The sequence below is a fragment of the Pseudomonas sp. FG47 genome, assembly GCF_057809115.1.
In genome coordinates, this window is sequence record NZ_JBMDJI010000036.1 from 25,245 (window position 1) to 41,765 (window position 16,521).

Consider the following 16,521-nt stretch of genomic DNA (forward strand, 5'->3'; position numbering starts at 1 on the left):
ATTTTTGATCGTGCTGCCTGCTGCCGCTCGTCCGAACCTTGGCCGCGCCATTGAGCAGATTCGCGCTCAGCCGGTTCGGAACCTGTGCACGGGTGATTCCGTGCCACGTCAAACCAATGGGTAAAGGAGAAACGACATGGCTCGTGACCAGGAGCAGGCCGGCCAACGCGGCGGCACCAAGGAAACCAACCCAGGCAACTTTGCCAATGACCGCGAGCGCGCTTCGCGCGCCGGACACAAGGGCGGGCAGAATTCGGGGGGCAACTTCGCCAATGACCGTGCCCGGGCTTCCGAGGCGGGACGCAAGGGCGGCCAGAACAGCCACGGTGGTGGTCGCAACCGGTGACTTGAGCGCCGCGCCTGCGGTGACGTCCGCCTGTGGTTTCAACGCGGGCGTCGCCTTGTCTGACAATCTTTTGAATTTTTTCGCCAAAGCTGGATCAGTCGAAGTGTCATCCATGGAAAAGAGGAGGGCTTCGCGCAATGCCTAATCCCCAGCTGTACACCATCGAGTACCAACTGCATGGCCAGCCACGCCAGTTCATCATTCGTCTGGAGCACATGGACAATGCCGAGGCTTGGCATTGGGCCAGTTGCGATGCGGGCCTGGGGATCATTCCGAAATTCGGCCGGGAGCGGATCAGGAAAGTCAGCCGACCCATGGCCGAGCGTTATGGGATCACCCAGGTGCGTTGGCGGGAGTAGGGCTTTTCAGGTTATTGCAGGCTGTGGCGTGGAAGCGACCAGGCGCTGCAAGCCTTTCGCCAAACGCCCTTGCGCCCAACGCGCCTCAACTCCCGGAATACTTCACCGCCGCCGCAGTACGGGTCGGCACGTTGAGGGTCTTGAGTAGCGACGAGACATGGATGCGCACGGTGAACGGCGAGATATCCAGCTCACGGGCGATCTCCTTGTTGGTCTTGCCCTGGGCGATCAGCCGCAGCACATCCTGCTGGCGATGGGTGAGCTGCTCCAGCTCGCTATCGGCGGCCATCTGCGGCAGCAACCCGGAAGGTGCATAGCGCACCACCACGTCGCCCTCGCGAATGGCTAGAATCGCCGCCCTGATCTCATCCGGGGTCAGGCTCTTGCCAATGAAACCATCGGCACCGGCGTCCATCACCTCGGCAACGACTGTAGGGTCGTCGACCATCGAGGCGATGATCAGGGTGGTGCGCGGCAGTTGCCGACGCAGCTCGGCAAGGCGGGCGATGCAGCTCAGGCCGGGGAAACGCAGGTCGAGGATCAGGGTGTCCGGGGGCGCGCCCTGGCTGGCCAGGCGCAGCACGTCCTGAAGGTTGCCAGCCTGGTCAAGCTCGGCATCCGGCAACAGGCGGCGCACGGTACTGGCCATGGCTTCCCTGAACAGCGGATGGTCGTCCGCCACGATGATGCGGCACGTCACGTCGTGGAACTCCCTGTTAGCCAACACATGCTAATTTAGCAGTCACCTGCGGCCATTTGCCGGGCACTTGCAGGAAATGACTACTGGCGCACAAGGAAGTTACCCCATGAAGTTCGAGAAAAACAACGAACTGGACCAAGCCAACCTGCGCATCATCGTCGCCTCCTGTGCCATCACCTACGTGGCACTGCTGGGTTTCCTGCCGGGGCGGGAGGTCGCAACCTATCTGCCGGTGCTTCTCTATTACGCCTGTTTCGTGGTGGCCTCGGTGGGCATGCGCCAGGCCATCAAGCGTTGGCCGGGGCATTACCCGGCCCGGCGAATCCTTGGCATGCTGGGCGACTACACCGGCACCAGTTTCGGACTGGTGGTCGGTGGCGAGGCGGCGTTGCCGCTATATGCGGTGATGGTCTGGATCAACCTGGGCAATGGCATGCGCTTTGGCTCGCGCTACCTGGCCATCGCCACGGTGCTGGCCCTGGGGGCGTTGCTGGTGGTCTGGCAACTGACCCCGTACTGGCAGCAGCAGCCGTTCATGCTGCTGATGTTGCTCACCACCAGCACCTTGATTCCGTTCTACGCCCACCTGCTGCTCGAACGCACGCGCAAGGCCACCGCCCTGGCCGAGGCGGCGACCCGAGAAAAGTCGCGCTTCCTGGCCCAAGCCAGCCATGACCTGCGCCAGCCGATCCACTCCATTGGCCTGTTCACCGCCTGCCTGCGCGAGGCGCGCCTGGGCGATGAGGAGCGGCGCCTGGTGGACAGCATCGATCGATCGCTGCTCAACGTCTCGCAGCTGTTCCGCTCGATCCTCGACCTGTACACCTTGGACAACGGCCGGGTGCAGCCGAAGTGGGAGTCGTTCGCCGTGGAGCCGTTCTTGCGCGAACTGCTGCGCCAGAACCACGAAGCGGCGCGCTGGGCCGGCGTGGAGATGCGCCTGATGCCCAGCCGGCACTGGACCCGCGCCGACCCAGGGATGCTGGCAACCATGGTGCAGAACGTGCTGTCCAACAGTTTCAAGTACGCCGCCGGGCGTCCCTTGCTGATTGGCCTGCGGCCCCGCGGCGAGGGCCTGGCCATTGTCGTCTGCGACCGTGGCCGGGGCATCGCCGAGGAGCACCAGGACAAGGTGTTCGAGGAGTTCTACCGGGTGCGCGAGCTGCGCGACAAGGACGTCGAGGGCGTGGGCCTGGGGCTGGCCATCGTCAAGCGCCTGGGCCAGTTGATGGGGCTTGAGGTCAGCCTGCGCTCGCGACCTGGGCATGGCACCTGCGTGACCTTGCAAGGGTTGGCCAAAGTGCCGGCGCAAGTGCCGCGCGCGACTGCCGACCAGGCGATCCAGGCCGGCATGCTCAGTGGTTTGCGGGTGTGCCTGGTGGAGGATGACCATAACGTGCTGCAGGCCACCAGCGCCTTGCTGCAGCGCTGGGGCTGCCAGGTGCAGGCCGAGAGCTCGGCCAATGGGCTGAGCAGTGACTGCGAGGTGATCGTCGCCGACTACGACCTGGGGCCGCAGGCCACGGGCATCGACTGCATCGACCAACTTCGCGCCCAGCGCGGCGAGCGAGTGCCGGCACTGATCATGACCGGGCACGATCTCGACCGCCTGCAAGGCGCCTTGCAGGCACGCGGCATCGCCGTACTGGCCAAGCCGGTGCGGCCGGCGGAACTGCGCGCGGCGTTGCGGGCATTGCGTGAAACCAGCGCGGCGCCTACCAGCTAGTGTCCTGTCGCGAAAATCACTCGCCAAAAGAGAACGTATTTGCGAGACAGGGCACTAAGGTGACGCTGCGAATGGTCACTGGAAGGTCGGCGCCTGACCTTCCTTCCAGCAGTTGGGTGATGGGGTGACCAGGCCCATGCCGGCGATGGCCACCATGCCGCCACTGGCCACTTGGCAGTCGAACTGCCCTTTGCCGGTGCTCACGGTGTAGTAGGTGGTGGAGGAGTCGCTGCGCAGGTTGCTGACCTTGCTCACCGGCACGCCGAGGGTGACCTCGGTGCGTTGCTTGAGGGTGTCGGCATTGGGCGAGGCGGTCTGGCAACCGGCCACGGCGGCGAGGCCGGCGAGCAGGACCAGGGACTTGATGGGGAGGGACATGGGGATCATCGCGTTGCTTCCTTGGCATTGTTCTCGGAACGCCACCCGCCCGGCCAGGAAAGGGAGGTACTGGCCGGACGAGGGGTAGAACGACTATAGCGTCGCTGTACCCTGCGGGATGTAGGGCAGATGTGCTAGGTGGCTAATGGCCGCCTGGTGCTACTTCAGGGGCGGCTGATAGGCGCTGCAAAGGCCAGCGGCGCATGCCCACGGGGCCAGCGCTCACCCCCTGCGCCGCAGCAACATGATAAAAAATCCGCCCCCCAACGCCGCCGTGGCAATACCGATGGGCAGGTCCTGCGGCGCAATCAAGGTACGCGCCGCCAAATCGACCCAGACCACGAACAATGCCCCCAGCAACGCGCAAACCGGCAACAGCCGACGGTGCTCGGCGCCGACCAGGCGCCGGGCCATGTGCGGCAGCATCAACCCGACGAAACCGATAGCCCCGGACAACGACACCAGCACACCGGTGAGCAACGCGCAGCCGACGAACACCACGGCGCGCACACGGCGCGTGTCGAAGCCCAGGCTGACCGCGGTCTGTTCGCCGCTCATCAGCGCATTGAGCGCGCGAGCCAGCGCCATCAGCAGGGCAAAACCGGCCAGCACGGCCAACCCTGGCAGCCACAGCAGCGACCATTGCGCCAGGCCCAGCCCGCCGAGCATCCAGAACATCACCGAGCTGGCGGCATGGGGGTCACCGGTGTACAGCATCAGGTTGGCCAAGGCCATCACCACGAACGACACCGCCACCCCGGCCAGCAACAGTTGCTCGCTGTCCAGGCGCCCACGCCGGCTGGCAACGCCCAGCACCAGCAGCATGCAACCGAGGGCGCCGACAAAGGCCGCCAAGGGCAGGCTCAGCACCCCGGCGAAAGGCCCAAGGTACAGCACCACCAGCACCGCCCCTAGTACCGCGCCCGAACTCACGCCCAACAGGTGCGGGTCGGCCAGCGGGTTGCGGGTGACCGCTTGCAGGGCGCTGCCGACCAGGGCCAACCCGGCACCGACCAAAGCCCCCAGCAACACTCGTGGCGCGCGGATCTGCCAGACGATCTGGGTCTGGCCACGGCCGGCGTCTGTCGCCGGGGCCAGGCCCAGTTGCTGCAACACGATCTCCAGTATCTTGCCTGCTGGTACCTGCGCTGCGCCGAAGCCCAGCGACAACAGGCATGAGGCAAACAGTGCGGCGCCCAGGCCGATCAACAGCAGGCGGTAGCCGATAGGACGGCGCAACAAGCTCACCGTTGCGCCCCGGCAAAGCGCTGCGGGTGCAGCGCCTGGGCGAGACGTTCAATGGCCTCGGCGTTGTCCACCGATGGCGTCACCTGCAGATAGGACAACACCACGAAGCGCTTTTGGCGAATCGCCGTGACGCTGCCCAGCGCCGGGTGCTGCAACAGGTAGTCGCGTTTTTGCTGCCAGGTGGTCGGGCCGTAGTCGACGATGACGATTACCTCGGGATCGCGCTCGACCACGCTTTCCCAGCTGACCTCGGTCCAGCTGGCAGGCACGTCGGCCATGACATTACTGCCGCCGGCCGTATCGATCAGTGCCTGGGGCATGCCCAGGCTGCCGGAGGTGGTGGGGCGGTCCTCGCCGCTGTCGTAGAGAAACACCCGTGGTCGGGCCTGGAGCGAGGCCAACGAAGCGCGGACTCGTGCGATACGCAGGCGCAGTTGCTCGACCAGACTGTCGGCCCGTGCGCTGACGCCGAAGATCCGGCCCAGGTTGCCCAGGTCGGTGTACAGGTCGTCGAGGCTTGCCGGGTGCCAGGGCATGATCCGTGAGCAGGATTCGCTCAGTTCGTATACCGGAATGCCGAACGTTGCCAGGCGCTGCGGGGTGAGCGGCCCGCCGACCTGCATGCCATAGCTCCAGCCGGCGAACAGAAAGTCGGCGTCGGCCGCGAGCAGGGTTTCCACCGACGGATAGCGCGATGCCAGTTCCGGCAGGCCGTGCAGGGCCTCGCGCATCGTCGGGGCGAGGCTTTTCCAGCCACTGATGCCGCTGTAGCCGACCATGCGCTCGCGCAGCCCCAGTGCCAGCAGCATGCCGGTCAAGTTGACGTCGTGGCTCACCGCCCGTTGCGGTGGCTGGCTGAAGGTGACCGCGCGCTCGCAACTGCGCACGGTCACGGGGAAGCCTTGTGCCAGGGCACACAGTGGCAGGCAGGCGAACAGGGCAAGCAACAGGCGGGTCATGCGTGACGAATCCAGGTAATGCGTGGGTGCTCGCCCACGGGGTGACGGTCGACCAGGGCGTGAACCCCGAACACCTCGGCCAGGCATTGCTCGGTCAACACCTCGGCGGGCGTGCCCTGGGCGATGATCCGGCCTTGCTCGATCAGGTACAGGCGGTCGCAGAACGTCGCCGCCAGGTTGAGGTCGTGGAAGCTGGCCAGCAAGCCCAGGCCGCTGCCGCGCAGGTGTTGCAGCAGGGCGAGCTGGTGGCGTGGGTCGAGGTGGTTGGTCGGCTCGTCGAGAATCAGCAGGCGCGGCTGCTGGGCCAAGGCCCGGGCCAGCAGCACACGCTGCTTTTCGCCACCGGACAGGCTGGCGAAGCCTTGCTCGGCGCGATCCTGCAGGCCCAGCTGGCGCAGGGCGTGGTCCACCGGCGCCGAATCGCCGCCTGCGTCGAGCCAGCCCAGGTGCGGGGTGCGACCCATGGCCACGACGTCGCGCACGCTCAGGCCGAAATCCTCGGGAAACTCCTGGAGCATCACCGCCACCCGCTGGGCCAGCCAGCGCGGCGGGTGCAGCCAGATATCCTCGCCATCGAGCAGCACCCGGCCAGCCCGTGGCCGGCTGAAACGGTAGGCGCAGCGCAGCAGGCTGGTCTTGCCGCTGCCATTGGGCCCGATCAGGCCGACGAATTCGCCGGATTGGACCTTGAGGTCGATACCGGCCAGCAGGTCCGGCCCGGTGGCGGACAGCGACCAGTGCAGGCGCTCTAGGTGCAGCAGGGAACAAGACATGGATGGACACCGCAGGAATGAATGAGCCCGACGGTGACGGTGCGAGACGGCCGCGCAGGCGCGCGGGCGCCTGGCAAGCTGAGCGCACCCGCCCTCCGCGGGAATGGCCATGGGCGAATCAGGCCGGTCTCCGGGCTGGCGAGGGTCATCGGGCATTCACCTTCCCATGCGCGGGGCACAGTGGCGTGTCGAATGCCAGGCTCGCTTACCGTTGCGGGGGCAGCGCCGGACTTCTCGCGCGGGCGAGGCACCGGCTTCCCGTTTAATCCCTGGCGCGGCGGCCAGGGACACCTGAAAGCAGGGGCGCATCTGAGCATTTATGCCCATGGGAGTCAACGCATGCCTTTTGTTGCTCTGCCAGGTCGCCTATTGCTCAGAGTGGGTGCCGATCCATTGCGCGAAATCTGTAACCACCTGTCGCTGATAGAAGGTGGCTTAAGTGGGGCGGAAGTTGAACGTCTCGCCGCTCATTTCAAGAGTCAAATTGTAGCGGCCACTCTTCTTGTCAAGAGTCACGCAATGGAATTTTTCCGGGCCGCTTGTTTCGGGTGGACCCAGCTTCGGTTCAACGATGAGTAGACGTATGAATGTCAAGGCATCGTCATCATTGAGGCGTGCCGTCACGCTTTTTTGCGGCAGCCCTAAATATGAAATATCAATTTCTACATTTCTCGCGTTGTCGAATTTGTAAAAATACCAAGTATTAAGCCAGAACCACACATCTCCAGGCGCTGATTTAAAGGCGTCCGCATGTATCAATCTATCTTCATTCGGAATGGTCGTGACGGAGGCAATGGTGGTGCCGCTCTTGGGCTTCAGTCGCCACATGTCTATCAAGTAAGACTTGAAGCCCGTTGCCTCGGTTTCGACGACGTATAGAAGACGAAGCCAGTGTCCGCCCACTTGTCAACTTCTTCATCCTTGCTCCAATAAAATTTGTATTGCACATCTGGCTTGAGGTTGTTAATCACCTTGAATGTCTGCAGATCGGTAGCCATGCTCGACTCCCTCTTCGAATAGATCAACCCGCTGCAACTCACCTTACTCTGCGCTGATAAAATCGACACCTAGTAAAATTACCAGTATCAACGATTCGATGATAATAGTTACCACGCCTTATATGCTCGCAGGAGAGTACGGGTTTTTGGCACGCCCCTGACTGCCCAAGGCAAAAACGATTGTGCAAGGTTGCTGGGCTGCGGGATCGCGTTGCGCGCCTTTCGCGGCATCGATACCGTAGCCCGTGGTATCAAAGCTGGTCGAAGTCCAGCACCACCTTGTCGCTGATCGGGAAACTCTGGCACGACAGCACGTAGCCGGCCGCCACTTCGTAGTCCTCCAGGGCATGGTTGCTGTCCATCTCCACCTCGCCCTCGATCACCTTGCACTTGCAGGTCGAGCACACCCCGGCCTTGCACGAATAGGGCAGCTCGGCACCAATGGCGTTGCCGGCGTCGAGCACGCTGACGGTGTTGCGCGGCAGGTCGAAGGCCAGCGCCCGACCATCGCTGATCACGGTGATTTGACTACTGCTGGCGTCGAGCTGGCGAGCGGCCTCGCGTGCCTCGCGGCGGGCCGTGCCATCGGCGGCGGCGAACAGTTCGAAGTGAATGCGCGCCTTGTCCATGCCGTTGGCCTGCAAGCTGTCGCGCACGGTCTCGGTCATGGCCTGGGGGCCGCAGATGAAGGCGGCGTCGAGGTTGGGCACATCCAGCCAGCGAGAGAACAGCTGGCCGCACTTGTCGGCGTCGATGCGGCCGTTGTACAGGTCGACATCCTGTTGTTCACGGCTGAACACGAAGATCAGGTTCAGGCGCTCCAGGTACTGGTTCTTCAGGTCTTCCAAGCGGTCGCGGAACAGCGCGCTGCTGCTGGCCCGGTTGCCGTACAGCAGGGTGAAGCGGCTGTGCGGCTCGCAGGCCAAGGTGGTGGCGATCAGCGACAGGATAGGGGTGATGCCGCTGCCGGCGGCGACGCCCAGGTAGTGGCCCTGGCGGCTCGGCTCCAGTGGCACGAAGAAGCTGCCCGAGGGCGGCATCACCTCCAGTTGCTGGCCGGCCTCGAGCACGTCGTTGGCGAACGCAGAGAAACGCCCGCCCGGCACGCGCTTGACCGCCACGCGCAGTTCGCCGTCCTGCACCGCGCTGCAGATCGAGTAGGAGCGGCGTACTTCTTCATCGTCCAGATGAGTGCGCATGACCAGGTACTGGCCCTGGGTGAAGCGAAAATCGTCCTGCAGGTGGCTGGGCACGTCGAAGGCGATGGACACGGCGTCCCGTGTTTCCTGACGCACTTGCTTGATGGTCAGGCGGTGAAACTGGCTCATGGTGTTCTCCACGGCTCATAGGCATTTGAAATAGTCGAACGGCTCCAGGCACGCGCGACAGCGGTACAGGGCCTTGCAGGCGGTGGAACCGAACTCGCTGAGCAGCTCGGTGTCGCCACTGGCGCATTGCGGGCAGCACACCACGGGGCTATGGCCGTGCAGGCTGGCCCCGCCCTCGGGCGGGGCGATGCCATAGGCAAGCAGGCGTTCACGGCCCAGGGTGCTGATCCAGTCGGTGCTCCAGGCCGGGGTCAGCCGCCGTTCCACGGCGGGGGCCGGAAAGCCGGCGTGTTCCAGGGCCTGGCGGATATCGCCCTCGATCACCTCGGTGGCAGGGCAGCCGGAATAGGTCGGCGTCACCACCAGGTGCAGGTGGCCGGCGCGCCAGTCGAGGTCGCGGACGATGCCCAGGTCGACCACGCTGACCACCGGCACCTCCGGGTCCATTACCTCGGCCAGCACCGCCCAGGCGCGGGCCAGGTCGCCCGGTTGCTGGGCCCGGGCGCCACGGTCGCCGACGATCAGCTCACCAGGTCGCATCGGGGTAGGCCCGTGGCAAAAATTGCATTTCGGCAAGCAGCAGGCCCAGATGCTCGGTGTGCAAGCCTTGGCGGCCGTCGAGGTAGAAGTGGCTGGCGGCCTGGGGCAGCGGCAGCTCGACCGAGGCGAACAGCGCACTGACCGTGGCTTGCCAGCGACGGCCGACCAGGGCCGGGTCGGCGCCGACACCCGCCGCGGCCAGTTGCACCTCGTGGTCGCTGGCGGCGGTCAGCTCGACGGTAAAGCGCCACAGCAGCGGTATGGCGTCGAGCATGCGCCGGCGGCTTTCTGGCGTGCCGTCGCCCAGGCGCTGCACCCACTCGCCGGAGCGGCGCAGGTGATAGGTGACTTCCTTCAGGGCCTTGGCGGCGATGCCGGCGATGCGTTCGTCGCGCGAGGCGCACAGGCCGTCGAGCACGGCATGGTGCCAGGCGTCGTAGAGGAACTGCTTGAGCATGGTCACGGCAAAGTCGCCATTGGGCTGTTCGACCAGCAGCAGGTTACGGAAGGCGCGTTCGTCGCGGCGAAACGCCAGAGCGTCGGCGTCGCGGCCATCGTCCAGCAGCTCAGCGGCGTATTCGAGCCAGTTGCGGGCCTGACCTACCAGGTCGAGACCGACATTCATCAACGCCAGCTCTTCTTCCAGGGCTGGCGCCTTGCCGCACCACTCGCACAGGCGCTGGCCCTGGATCAGGGCGCTGTCGCCGAGCAGCAGCAGGTAGGGGATCAGTGCTTGCTTGTGCATGGCGCGCCTCACATATGGCCGACTTCGGCGGGCAGCTCATAGAAGCTTGCGTGCCGGTAGACCTTGTCGTCCGCCGGGGCGAACAGCGGGTCTTTCTCGTCGGGGGAGGAGGCGATGATCAGCGCCGAAGGCACAACCCACAGGCTGACGCCTTCGCTGCGACGGGTGTAGAGCTCACGGGCATTCTCGATGGCCATGGCGGCATCGGCGGCATGCACGCTGCCGACGTGCTTGTGGTTCAGGCCGTGCTTGCTGCGCACGAAGACTTCGTAAAGGGTCCAGGTGGACATGGTGGTTCCTCAGTATCGCGGGCCGCCTCAGGCGGCGTTCTTGTTCTGTTGTTTGCGGGCGTAGGCTACGGCGGCCTCACGCACCCAGGCGCCGCCTTCGATGGCGTTGCGCCGCTTGGCCAGGCGTTCCTGGTTGCACGGGCCGTTACCTTTGAGCACCTCGTAGAACTCCTGCCACTGGATCTGGCCGAAGTCGTAGTGACCGCGCGCCTCGTTCCACTTCAGCGCCGGGTCCGGCGCGGTGCAGCCGAGCAGCTCGAGTTGCGGCACGGTCTGGTCGATGAAGCGCTGGCGCAGCTCGTCGTTGGTCTGGCGCTTGATCTTCCAGGCCATGGACTGGGCACTGTTGGGCGAGTGCTCGTCGCTGGGGCCGAACATCATCAGCGACGGCCACCACAGACGGTTGATGGCGTCCTGGACCATGTCCTTCTGTGCCTGAGTGCCGTGGCGCATCATGGTCAGCAGCAGCTCGTAGCCTTGGCGCTGGTGGAAACTCTCTTCCTTGCAGATGCGGATCATGGCGCGGGAGTAGGGGCCATAGGAGGTGCGTTGCAGCACCACCTGGTTGACGATGGCGGCGCCGTCGACCAGCCAGCCCACCGCGCCCATGTCGGCCCAAGTCAGGGTCGGATAGTTGAAGATGCTCGAATACTTGGCCTTGCCGCTGTGCAGCTTGGCGATTTCTTCGTCGCGGTCGGCGCCGAGGGTTTCCATGGCGCTGTACAGGTACAGGCCGTGACCGGCTTCGTCCTGGATCTTGGCCATCAGTTGCAGCTTGCGCTTGAGCGACGGGGCACGGGTGACCCAGTTGCCTTCGGGCAGCATGCCGACGATTTCCGAGTGGGCGTGCTGGGAGATCTGGCGGATGAGGGTCTGGCGGTAGGCGTCGGGCATCCAGTTCTTGGCTTCGATCTTGATCTCGGCGTCGATCTTTTCCTGGAAGGCGCGTTCTTCGGGCGACATCTCTTCCAGCGACTTGAGGCGTTTGACGCCGGTTTCCACTAGCTGTGCGTACATTTGCAGGGCTTCCGATTGAGGGCGGCTTGAAGCGTGAGTCATTTATATTCGATACAAAATACAACATCAAACACAATTTATAGTATCGGTTAAAATGATGTGTCGCATTGTCGCCCTTGCGCATTGTGGACCTGGATAATGCGAGCCTCCAGCCATAGGGCGGTTGCCGGCATGGCTCCAGAATAAATTTCGATACAGGAAATGCTTTCAGTCTTGCGTATTTTTCGGTGTTAGAACCGCGCCGCGCACCTTGTAGGATTTGCCATGGAACAGGGCGATCAGTTGGCCCTGCTGGTTTTCGATGCGCACGTCGTAGTTGCCGGTGCGCCCCTTGCGGCTCTGTTCACTGGCGTGAGCGACAAGGCGATCACCGAGCCCGGCCGGCGCCACATAGTCGATGCTGCAGCCCAGGGCCACGGTGGCTTCGTCATAGCTGTTGCAGGCAAAGGCGAAAGCCGAGTCGGCCAGGGCGAACAGGTAGCCGCCATGGCAGGTGCCATGGCCCTGGAGCATGTCGGGCCGCACGGTCATGCCCAGGCGGGCGCTGCCGGGGCCGGCATCGAGCAGGTCGATGCCCAAACCCTGGCTGGCGGGGTCGCGGGCGAACATGGCCTGGGCGCACGCTTGGGCCAAGGCTTTGGGGGAGTGTTCAGGCATGTAGTCGGCCTCCTTGGCACGGATACGGCGCAGCAGTTGCGCCGCGGGGGTCAGCGCCCCTTGAACTCGGGGCTGCGTTTGTCCATGAAGGCCATGACGCCTTCGCGGTAGTCCTCGCTGCGTCCTGCCAGGCGCTGCAGATCGCGTTCCAGCTCCAGTTGCTGGTCGAAACCGTGATCGAAGCTCTGGTTGAGGGCGCGCTTGATCAACGCCAAGCCATAGGTGGGTTGGGTGGCGAGCTGGCGGGCCAGCGCCAGCGCCTCGTCGCGCAATGCGGCGTCGTCCACCACGCGGTGGATCAACCCCCATTGCTCGGCCTGCTCGGCGCTCAGGCGGGTGCCGAGCATCGCCAACGCCTTGGCCCGGGCCATGCCGATCAGTCGAGGCAGCTGCCAGGTACCGCCGGAGTCTGGCACCAAGCCGATCTTGCAAAATGCCTGGATGAAACTCGCCGAGCGTGCTGCCAGCACCAGGTCGCACGCCAGCGGCAGGTTGGCCCCGGCACCGGCGGCCACGCCATTGACCGCGCAGATCACCGGCAACGGCAGGTCGCGCAGGCTGCGTACCAGGGGGTTGTAGAAAGTGTCGATGGATTCGCCCAGGTCGGGCATTTGCGCGGCGGGCGCCACACTCGGGTCGGCCAAGTCCTGGCCAGCGCAGAAGCCGCGGCCTTCCGCGGTCAGCAGCAAGACCCGGGCGTGCTCGCTCTGGCGCACCTGGCGCAGCGCTTCGCCGACCTCGAGGTGCATGGCGGTGGTGAAGCTGTTCAGTTGCTCGGGCCGGTTCAGCGAGAGCAGGGCAACACCATCGGCGTCGATGGAGAACAGGATGTGTTCGAAGGGCATGGCGGACTCGCTTCGTTGTGTCGATGGAAGGGGTGGCCTGCAACCCCTGGGAGTGAGCGTGAAGAAGTATAGGGTTTAATGGATACCATTTTGCAACTCGCATATTAGATTGCGTGTCTTATAAAGCGCGCATGAACCGCTGGCCCCTGCATCGTCTGCCAGGCCAGGCATCAAGCTTTGTAGCCCTATTCTATTAGGTGGAGTAGACGTAGTTCGAACGCGACGCGGCCGCTACAGCCTAGGCCGTGCACGCAAGAAACATGATACAAAAACCTAATTTATTGACTGCATTGAGCGAAATGTTACATGCTCATCCCCTCTCAAGACCCTATCGAGCCCGCACTTCTATGCCTTGCTACCGCCTCGACGGCCTCACCCCCGTGATCCACCCCAGTGCTTACGTCCACCCCAGTGCTGTGCTGATTGGCGACGTGATCATCGGTGCCAACTGCTATGTCGGCCCGCTCGCGGCGCTGCGCGGCGACCTGGGTCGGATCGTCATGGAGGAGGGGGCCAACTTGCAGGACACTTGTGTGATGCATGGCTTCCCCGGCGGTGACACGGTGATCGAGCGCAACGGCCATATCGGCCACGGCGCGGTGATCCATGGCTGCCGGATCGGTGAAGACGCCTTGGTCGGCATGAACGCGGTGGTGATGGATCGCGCGCACATCGCCCCACGCTGCATCGTCGCCGCCACGGCATTCGTCAAAGCTGGCTTCCAGTGCCCGGAGCGGAGCCTGGTGGTCGGCGCCCCGGCTGTGGTGAAACGCTCGCTCAGCGACGAGGAGCTGGCCTGGAAACGGCGCGGCACGGCTGAGTACCACCGCCTGACGCAACGCTGCATGGCCGGCCTGGTGGAGTGTCCGCCGCTGTCGGTCGCCGAACCCGGACGCGCGCGGATGGGCGACTCTGGCGTGCGGCCCAAGGCCGAGGGCGGCGCATGAGCCTTGCGCGGTCGCGACAGCCGGGTATAGTCGAGGCTTTGGCCGCGCCTCGTCCCCTCATGAGCAGTCTTGCCCCCCTGAATCACCTGATCACTCGCTTCCAGGAGCAAACCCCGATCCGCGCCAGTTCGCTGATCATCACCCTGTATGGCGATGCCATCGAGCCCCATGGCGGCACGGTGTGGCTGGGTAGCCTGATCAACCTGCTGGAGCCGATGGGCATCAACGAGCGGTTGATCCGCACCTCGATCTTCCGCCTGACCAAGGAAGGTTGGCTGACCGCGGAGAAGGTCGGCCGGCGTAGCTATTACAGCCTGACCGGCACCGGGCGGCGGCGGTTCGAGAAGGCCTTCAAGCGTGTCTACAGCGCCAACCTACCGGCGTGGAACGGCGCCTGGACCCTGGTGTTGCTGAGCCAGTTGGATGCCCCCAAGCGCAAGGCCGTACGCGAGGAGCTGGAGTGGCAAGGGTTTGGCGCCATGGGCCCGAACCTGCTGGGCTGTCCGCGCAGCGACCGCGCCGACCTGCTCGCCACGTTGCGCGAACAGGGGGCCGAGGACGACAGCATCGTGTTCGAAACCCGAGCCCAAGAGGTTTTAGCCTCCAAGGCGATGCGTGCCCAGGTGCGGGAAAGCTGGAACATCGACGAACTGGGGCAGCACTACAGCGAGTTCATTCGTTTGTTCAGGCCACTCTGGCAGGCCATGAAAGCGCTGCAGGCGCCCGAACCTCAGGATTGTTTCCTCGCCCGCATGCTGCTGATTCACGAGTACCGCCGGCTACTGCTGCGCGACCCGCAATTGCCGGAAGAACTGTTGCCCGGCGATTGGGAAGGACGTGCCGCCCGGCAACTGTGCCGCAACCTGTATCGCCTGGTGCAGGGCAGGGCAGAGGCGTACCTCGCCCAGGCATTGGAAACGGCTGATGGACCACTGCCGGATGCCAACGAGAGTTACTACCGGCGGTTTGGCGGGTTGGAGCCATGACGCTGGTAACACGGGGCTTACTTGCGAAATGAATTGATATGGGCCCTGGTTTTTTGAATGTTGGCCATGGCCATTGTATAGGTATTCATATAGTCATTTTTGAGCGCCCAACCACCGGATATAGGGTGTCTATTGACATCGATTTTTACACCCAAACCCTCTCCATTTACGATCCGGTCTTTCCTAGGTCGGGTCGTCCAGCCCCCCGGCCCGATGTCGCCCAGCCGTGTACCGCCTTGCACGTGATGGAGGAGCACACCATGCTCGTTGAACCCGTCCATAATAGGACCGTGCAACTCATTTAAATAGCCCTCAGCCTTTTCCAGGCTCTCGAGCATGGTGTCGATCAACTGCGTTTTAGTCAGTTTTTTCGCTTTGACAAGGTCTTCGACGGCATGGATAAAGCCAGAGAAAGGGATAGATAAGCCCAGGCTCGTGCTACCGTCTGGGGTAATGGGTACAATCACGGAGGTTGGGACATTGGCACGCTGCAGCCCATCAACTAGACGCTCATTCATACCCTTGTCGCTCAGCTTGTCTCGGATTTTTTCCAGATGGAATTTTTCCTTGATAAAGTCTTTTGTCGCCTTGCCGGCGCCGCGGGTTTTCTTTTTTATTTGATCGGCCATTTCTATATTGGGTGTAGCCGGCGCTTTTGGCAGGATGCCTTTTATGCCCTCTTTTACAAGCAAATTCCCCAGGAAGGCCCCATCAGGTCCTGCTAAGACCATGCCTGCAATACCGCCCAGCTTTCCGTAAAGCGTGGCAAGGATTTCTGTGCCAATCGTGTAGGTGAAAGTAAAGGCAACAGCGGCTCTTTTATTTCTCAGGAACGCATCAACGGCATCGTGAGTATTTTGGATAATAGCTGAGGCAGCGGTTACCCCCTGCATCTTGTGATACATTTCGTGGACGCTGATTGCATCCAGCCCGCTGTCATCGCGGAATGTCGCGGGATTATTTTTCACCATTCGGTACAAGTTGAGCCCATCGACGACACCTGCCGGATCAGCACTCAGCCAGCGCCCCAGCGGCTGGTAGTAGCGATAACCGTAGTAGTACAGGCCCGTGGCATCGCGCTCCTTGCCGGAATAACGCAGCGTCTTGTAGTCAGCCTCCACCTCGCTGCGTGCGGACCAAACCGCGGTACCGCCGTAGGGGTAGTATTCCTCCTGGCTGATGACCAACCCCTTGTCGTCGAGCTCCAGGCAACCGCTGCCTATGAGGTTGTCATAGCTGTAGCGCAGGCCATCATTGGCGATGCCGTCCGGCAGCCCACTGTCCCAATGCAGCATCCGCACTTGCGCGCGCCCCGCCTGGCCAATGGTCACCACCTGCAGCGCTTCCTTGGGTACATCATCTTGATGGCGCGTGCGGATTTCCAAACCCGGCAGGTAGAGCACGCGCCGATGATGGCTGGCCGCCTTGGCTTCCCGGCTGGAAGCTTTGACCAAGCGCAGGCCGTCACCGCCGTAGCGATAGCTCTCCTGGTCATCCAGGCCCTCGGCGTCGCGCGAAACGGGCGTCACCCGCAACAGTTGCTCACGGGCGGTCCAGGCCAGCGTCTGCCCAGGCTGCAACTGCAGCTGGTTGCCTGCGGCATCGAAGAAGCCATCGACCAGGACCGGGTCCGCGGTGAGTGTGTCAGGCACCGCGCGGTTGCTATGCCCGGAAACGGT

General features: G+C 63.6%; 19 protein-coding genes and 1 riboswitch. Of the genes, 5 read left to right on the plus strand and 14 right to left on the minus strand.

The genetic code is table 11. The features are described 5' to 3' along the window. Positions 1-136: 136 nt before the first annotated feature. Complete coding sequence (locus ACODS5_RS20495) at positions 137-346, plus strand: con-10 family general stress protein (RefSeq protein WP_134690751.1); 210 nt, start codon at positions 137-139, stop codon at positions 344-346. 137 nt (positions 347-483) lie between these two features. After that, entirely contained in the window at positions 484-705 is a 222-nt protein-coding gene (locus ACODS5_RS20500; RefSeq protein ID WP_134690749.1) for a DUF6555 family protein, read from the plus strand. A gap of 85 nt (positions 706-790) precedes the next feature. Here ACODS5_RS20500 and ACODS5_RS20505 read toward each other — a convergent pair whose 3' ends face one another. Further along, positions 791-1,405, minus strand: coding sequence for a LuxR C-terminal-related transcriptional regulator (locus ACODS5_RS20505; protein WP_489109537.1), 615 nt, complete (start codon positions 1,403-1,405; stop codon positions 791-793). Between the two features lie 106 nt (positions 1,406-1,511). Here ACODS5_RS20505 and ACODS5_RS20510 point away from each other — a divergent pair, with 106 nt between their 5' ends. Then, positions 1,512-3,131 (plus strand): ATP-binding response regulator, encoded by a 1,620-nt coding sequence (locus ACODS5_RS20510; protein ID WP_134690745.1) that lies wholly within the window; start codon positions 1,512-1,514, stop codon positions 3,129-3,131. Positions 3,132-3,206: 75 nt separating this feature from the next. Here the strand turns inward: ACODS5_RS20510 and ACODS5_RS20515 are convergent, their stop codons facing one another. The 12 genes from ACODS5_RS20515 to paaG all read right to left on the minus strand — a co-directional run bounded on the left by ACODS5_RS20515 (position 3,207) and on the right by paaG (position 12,909). Beyond that, on the minus strand, positions 3,207-3,509 hold the full coding sequence (locus tag ACODS5_RS20515; RefSeq protein WP_489109538.1) for a hypothetical protein: 303 nt from the start codon (positions 3,507-3,509) through the stop codon (positions 3,207-3,209). A 222-nt stretch (positions 3,510-3,731) separates the two neighbouring features. Then, positions 3,732-4,757, minus strand: coding sequence for a FecCD family ABC transporter permease (locus ACODS5_RS20520; RefSeq protein ID WP_489109539.1), 1,026 nt, complete (start codon positions 4,755-4,757; stop codon positions 3,732-3,734). After that, positions 4,754-5,716, minus strand: coding sequence for an ABC transporter substrate-binding protein (locus tag ACODS5_RS20525; protein WP_134690739.1), 963 nt, complete (start codon positions 5,714-5,716; stop codon positions 4,754-4,756). The genes ACODS5_RS20520 and ACODS5_RS20525 overlap by 4 nt, the downstream gene beginning before the upstream one ends. Further along, positions 5,713-6,489 carry an ABC transporter ATP-binding protein gene (locus ACODS5_RS20530; protein ID WP_489109540.1) on the minus strand — a complete coding sequence of 259 codons (777 nt, stop codon included), beginning with the start codon at positions 6,487-6,489 and terminating at the stop codon, positions 5,713-5,715. Before ACODS5_RS20530 ends, ACODS5_RS20525 begins: the two co-directional genes overlap by 4 nt. Positions 6,490-6,605: 116 nt before the next feature. Continuing rightward, positions 6,606-6,786, minus strand: a riboswitch (cobalamin riboswitch). A gap of 138 nt (positions 6,787-6,924) precedes the next feature. Continuing rightward, on the minus strand, positions 6,925-7,392 hold the full coding sequence (locus tag ACODS5_RS20535) for a hypothetical protein (RefSeq protein ID WP_489109541.1): 468 nt from the start codon (positions 7,390-7,392) through the stop codon (positions 6,925-6,927). Between the two features lie 346 nt (positions 7,393-7,738). Then, complete coding sequence (gene paaE / locus ACODS5_RS20540; RefSeq protein ID WP_134690733.1) at positions 7,739-8,815, minus strand: 1,2-phenylacetyl-CoA epoxidase subunit PaaE; 1,077 nt, start codon at positions 8,813-8,815, stop codon at positions 7,739-7,741. 15 nt (positions 8,816-8,830) lie between these two features. Further along, positions 8,831-9,355 (minus strand): 1,2-phenylacetyl-CoA epoxidase subunit PaaD, encoded by a 525-nt coding sequence (gene paaD, locus ACODS5_RS20545; RefSeq protein ID WP_134690731.1) that lies wholly within the window; start codon positions 9,353-9,355, stop codon positions 8,831-8,833. Then, on the minus strand, positions 9,342-10,100 hold the full coding sequence (gene paaC, locus ACODS5_RS20550) for a 1,2-phenylacetyl-CoA epoxidase subunit PaaC (RefSeq protein WP_489109542.1): 759 nt from the start codon (positions 10,098-10,100) through the stop codon (positions 9,342-9,344). The genes paaD and paaC overlap by 14 nt, the downstream gene beginning before the upstream one ends. 8 nt (positions 10,101-10,108) lie before the next feature. After that, positions 10,109-10,390 carry a 1,2-phenylacetyl-CoA epoxidase subunit PaaB gene (gene paaB / locus ACODS5_RS20555; RefSeq protein WP_134690727.1) on the minus strand — a complete coding sequence of 94 codons (282 nt, stop codon included), beginning with the start codon at positions 10,388-10,390 and terminating at the stop codon, positions 10,109-10,111. 27 nt (positions 10,391-10,417) lie between these two features. Next, positions 10,418-11,407 (minus strand): 1,2-phenylacetyl-CoA epoxidase subunit PaaA, encoded by a 990-nt coding sequence (gene paaA, locus ACODS5_RS20560; RefSeq protein WP_134690725.1) that lies wholly within the window; start codon positions 11,405-11,407, stop codon positions 10,418-10,420. Between the two features lie 207 nt (positions 11,408-11,614). Continuing rightward, complete coding sequence (paaI, locus tag ACODS5_RS20565) at positions 11,615-12,064, minus strand: hydroxyphenylacetyl-CoA thioesterase PaaI (RefSeq protein ID WP_489109543.1); 450 nt, start codon at positions 12,062-12,064, stop codon at positions 11,615-11,617. A 50-nt stretch (positions 12,065-12,114) separates the two neighbouring features. Then, positions 12,115-12,909, minus strand: a complete 795-nt coding sequence (gene paaG / locus ACODS5_RS20570) for a 2-(1,2-epoxy-1,2-dihydrophenyl)acetyl-CoA isomerase PaaG (RefSeq protein WP_134690721.1) — start codon at positions 12,907-12,909, stop codon at positions 12,115-12,117. A gap of 347 nt (positions 12,910-13,256) precedes the next feature. On the opposite strand from paaG, the gene paaY reads away from it, so the two are divergent. Then, positions 13,257-13,856 (plus strand): phenylacetic acid degradation protein PaaY, encoded by a 600-nt coding sequence (gene paaY / locus ACODS5_RS20575; RefSeq protein WP_489109544.1) that lies wholly within the window; start codon positions 13,257-13,259, stop codon positions 13,854-13,856. 59 nt (positions 13,857-13,915) lie between these two features. Further along, complete coding sequence (gene paaX / locus ACODS5_RS20580) at positions 13,916-14,842, plus strand: phenylacetic acid degradation operon negative regulatory protein PaaX (RefSeq protein ID WP_489109545.1); 927 nt, start codon at positions 13,916-13,918, stop codon at positions 14,840-14,842. A 17-nt stretch (positions 14,843-14,859) separates the two neighbouring features. Here the strand turns inward: paaX and ACODS5_RS20585 are convergent. Next, a partial coding sequence (locus ACODS5_RS20585; protein ID WP_489109546.1) for an RHS repeat-associated core domain-containing protein occupies positions 14,860-16,521 on the minus strand: 1,662 nt, incomplete at its 5' end.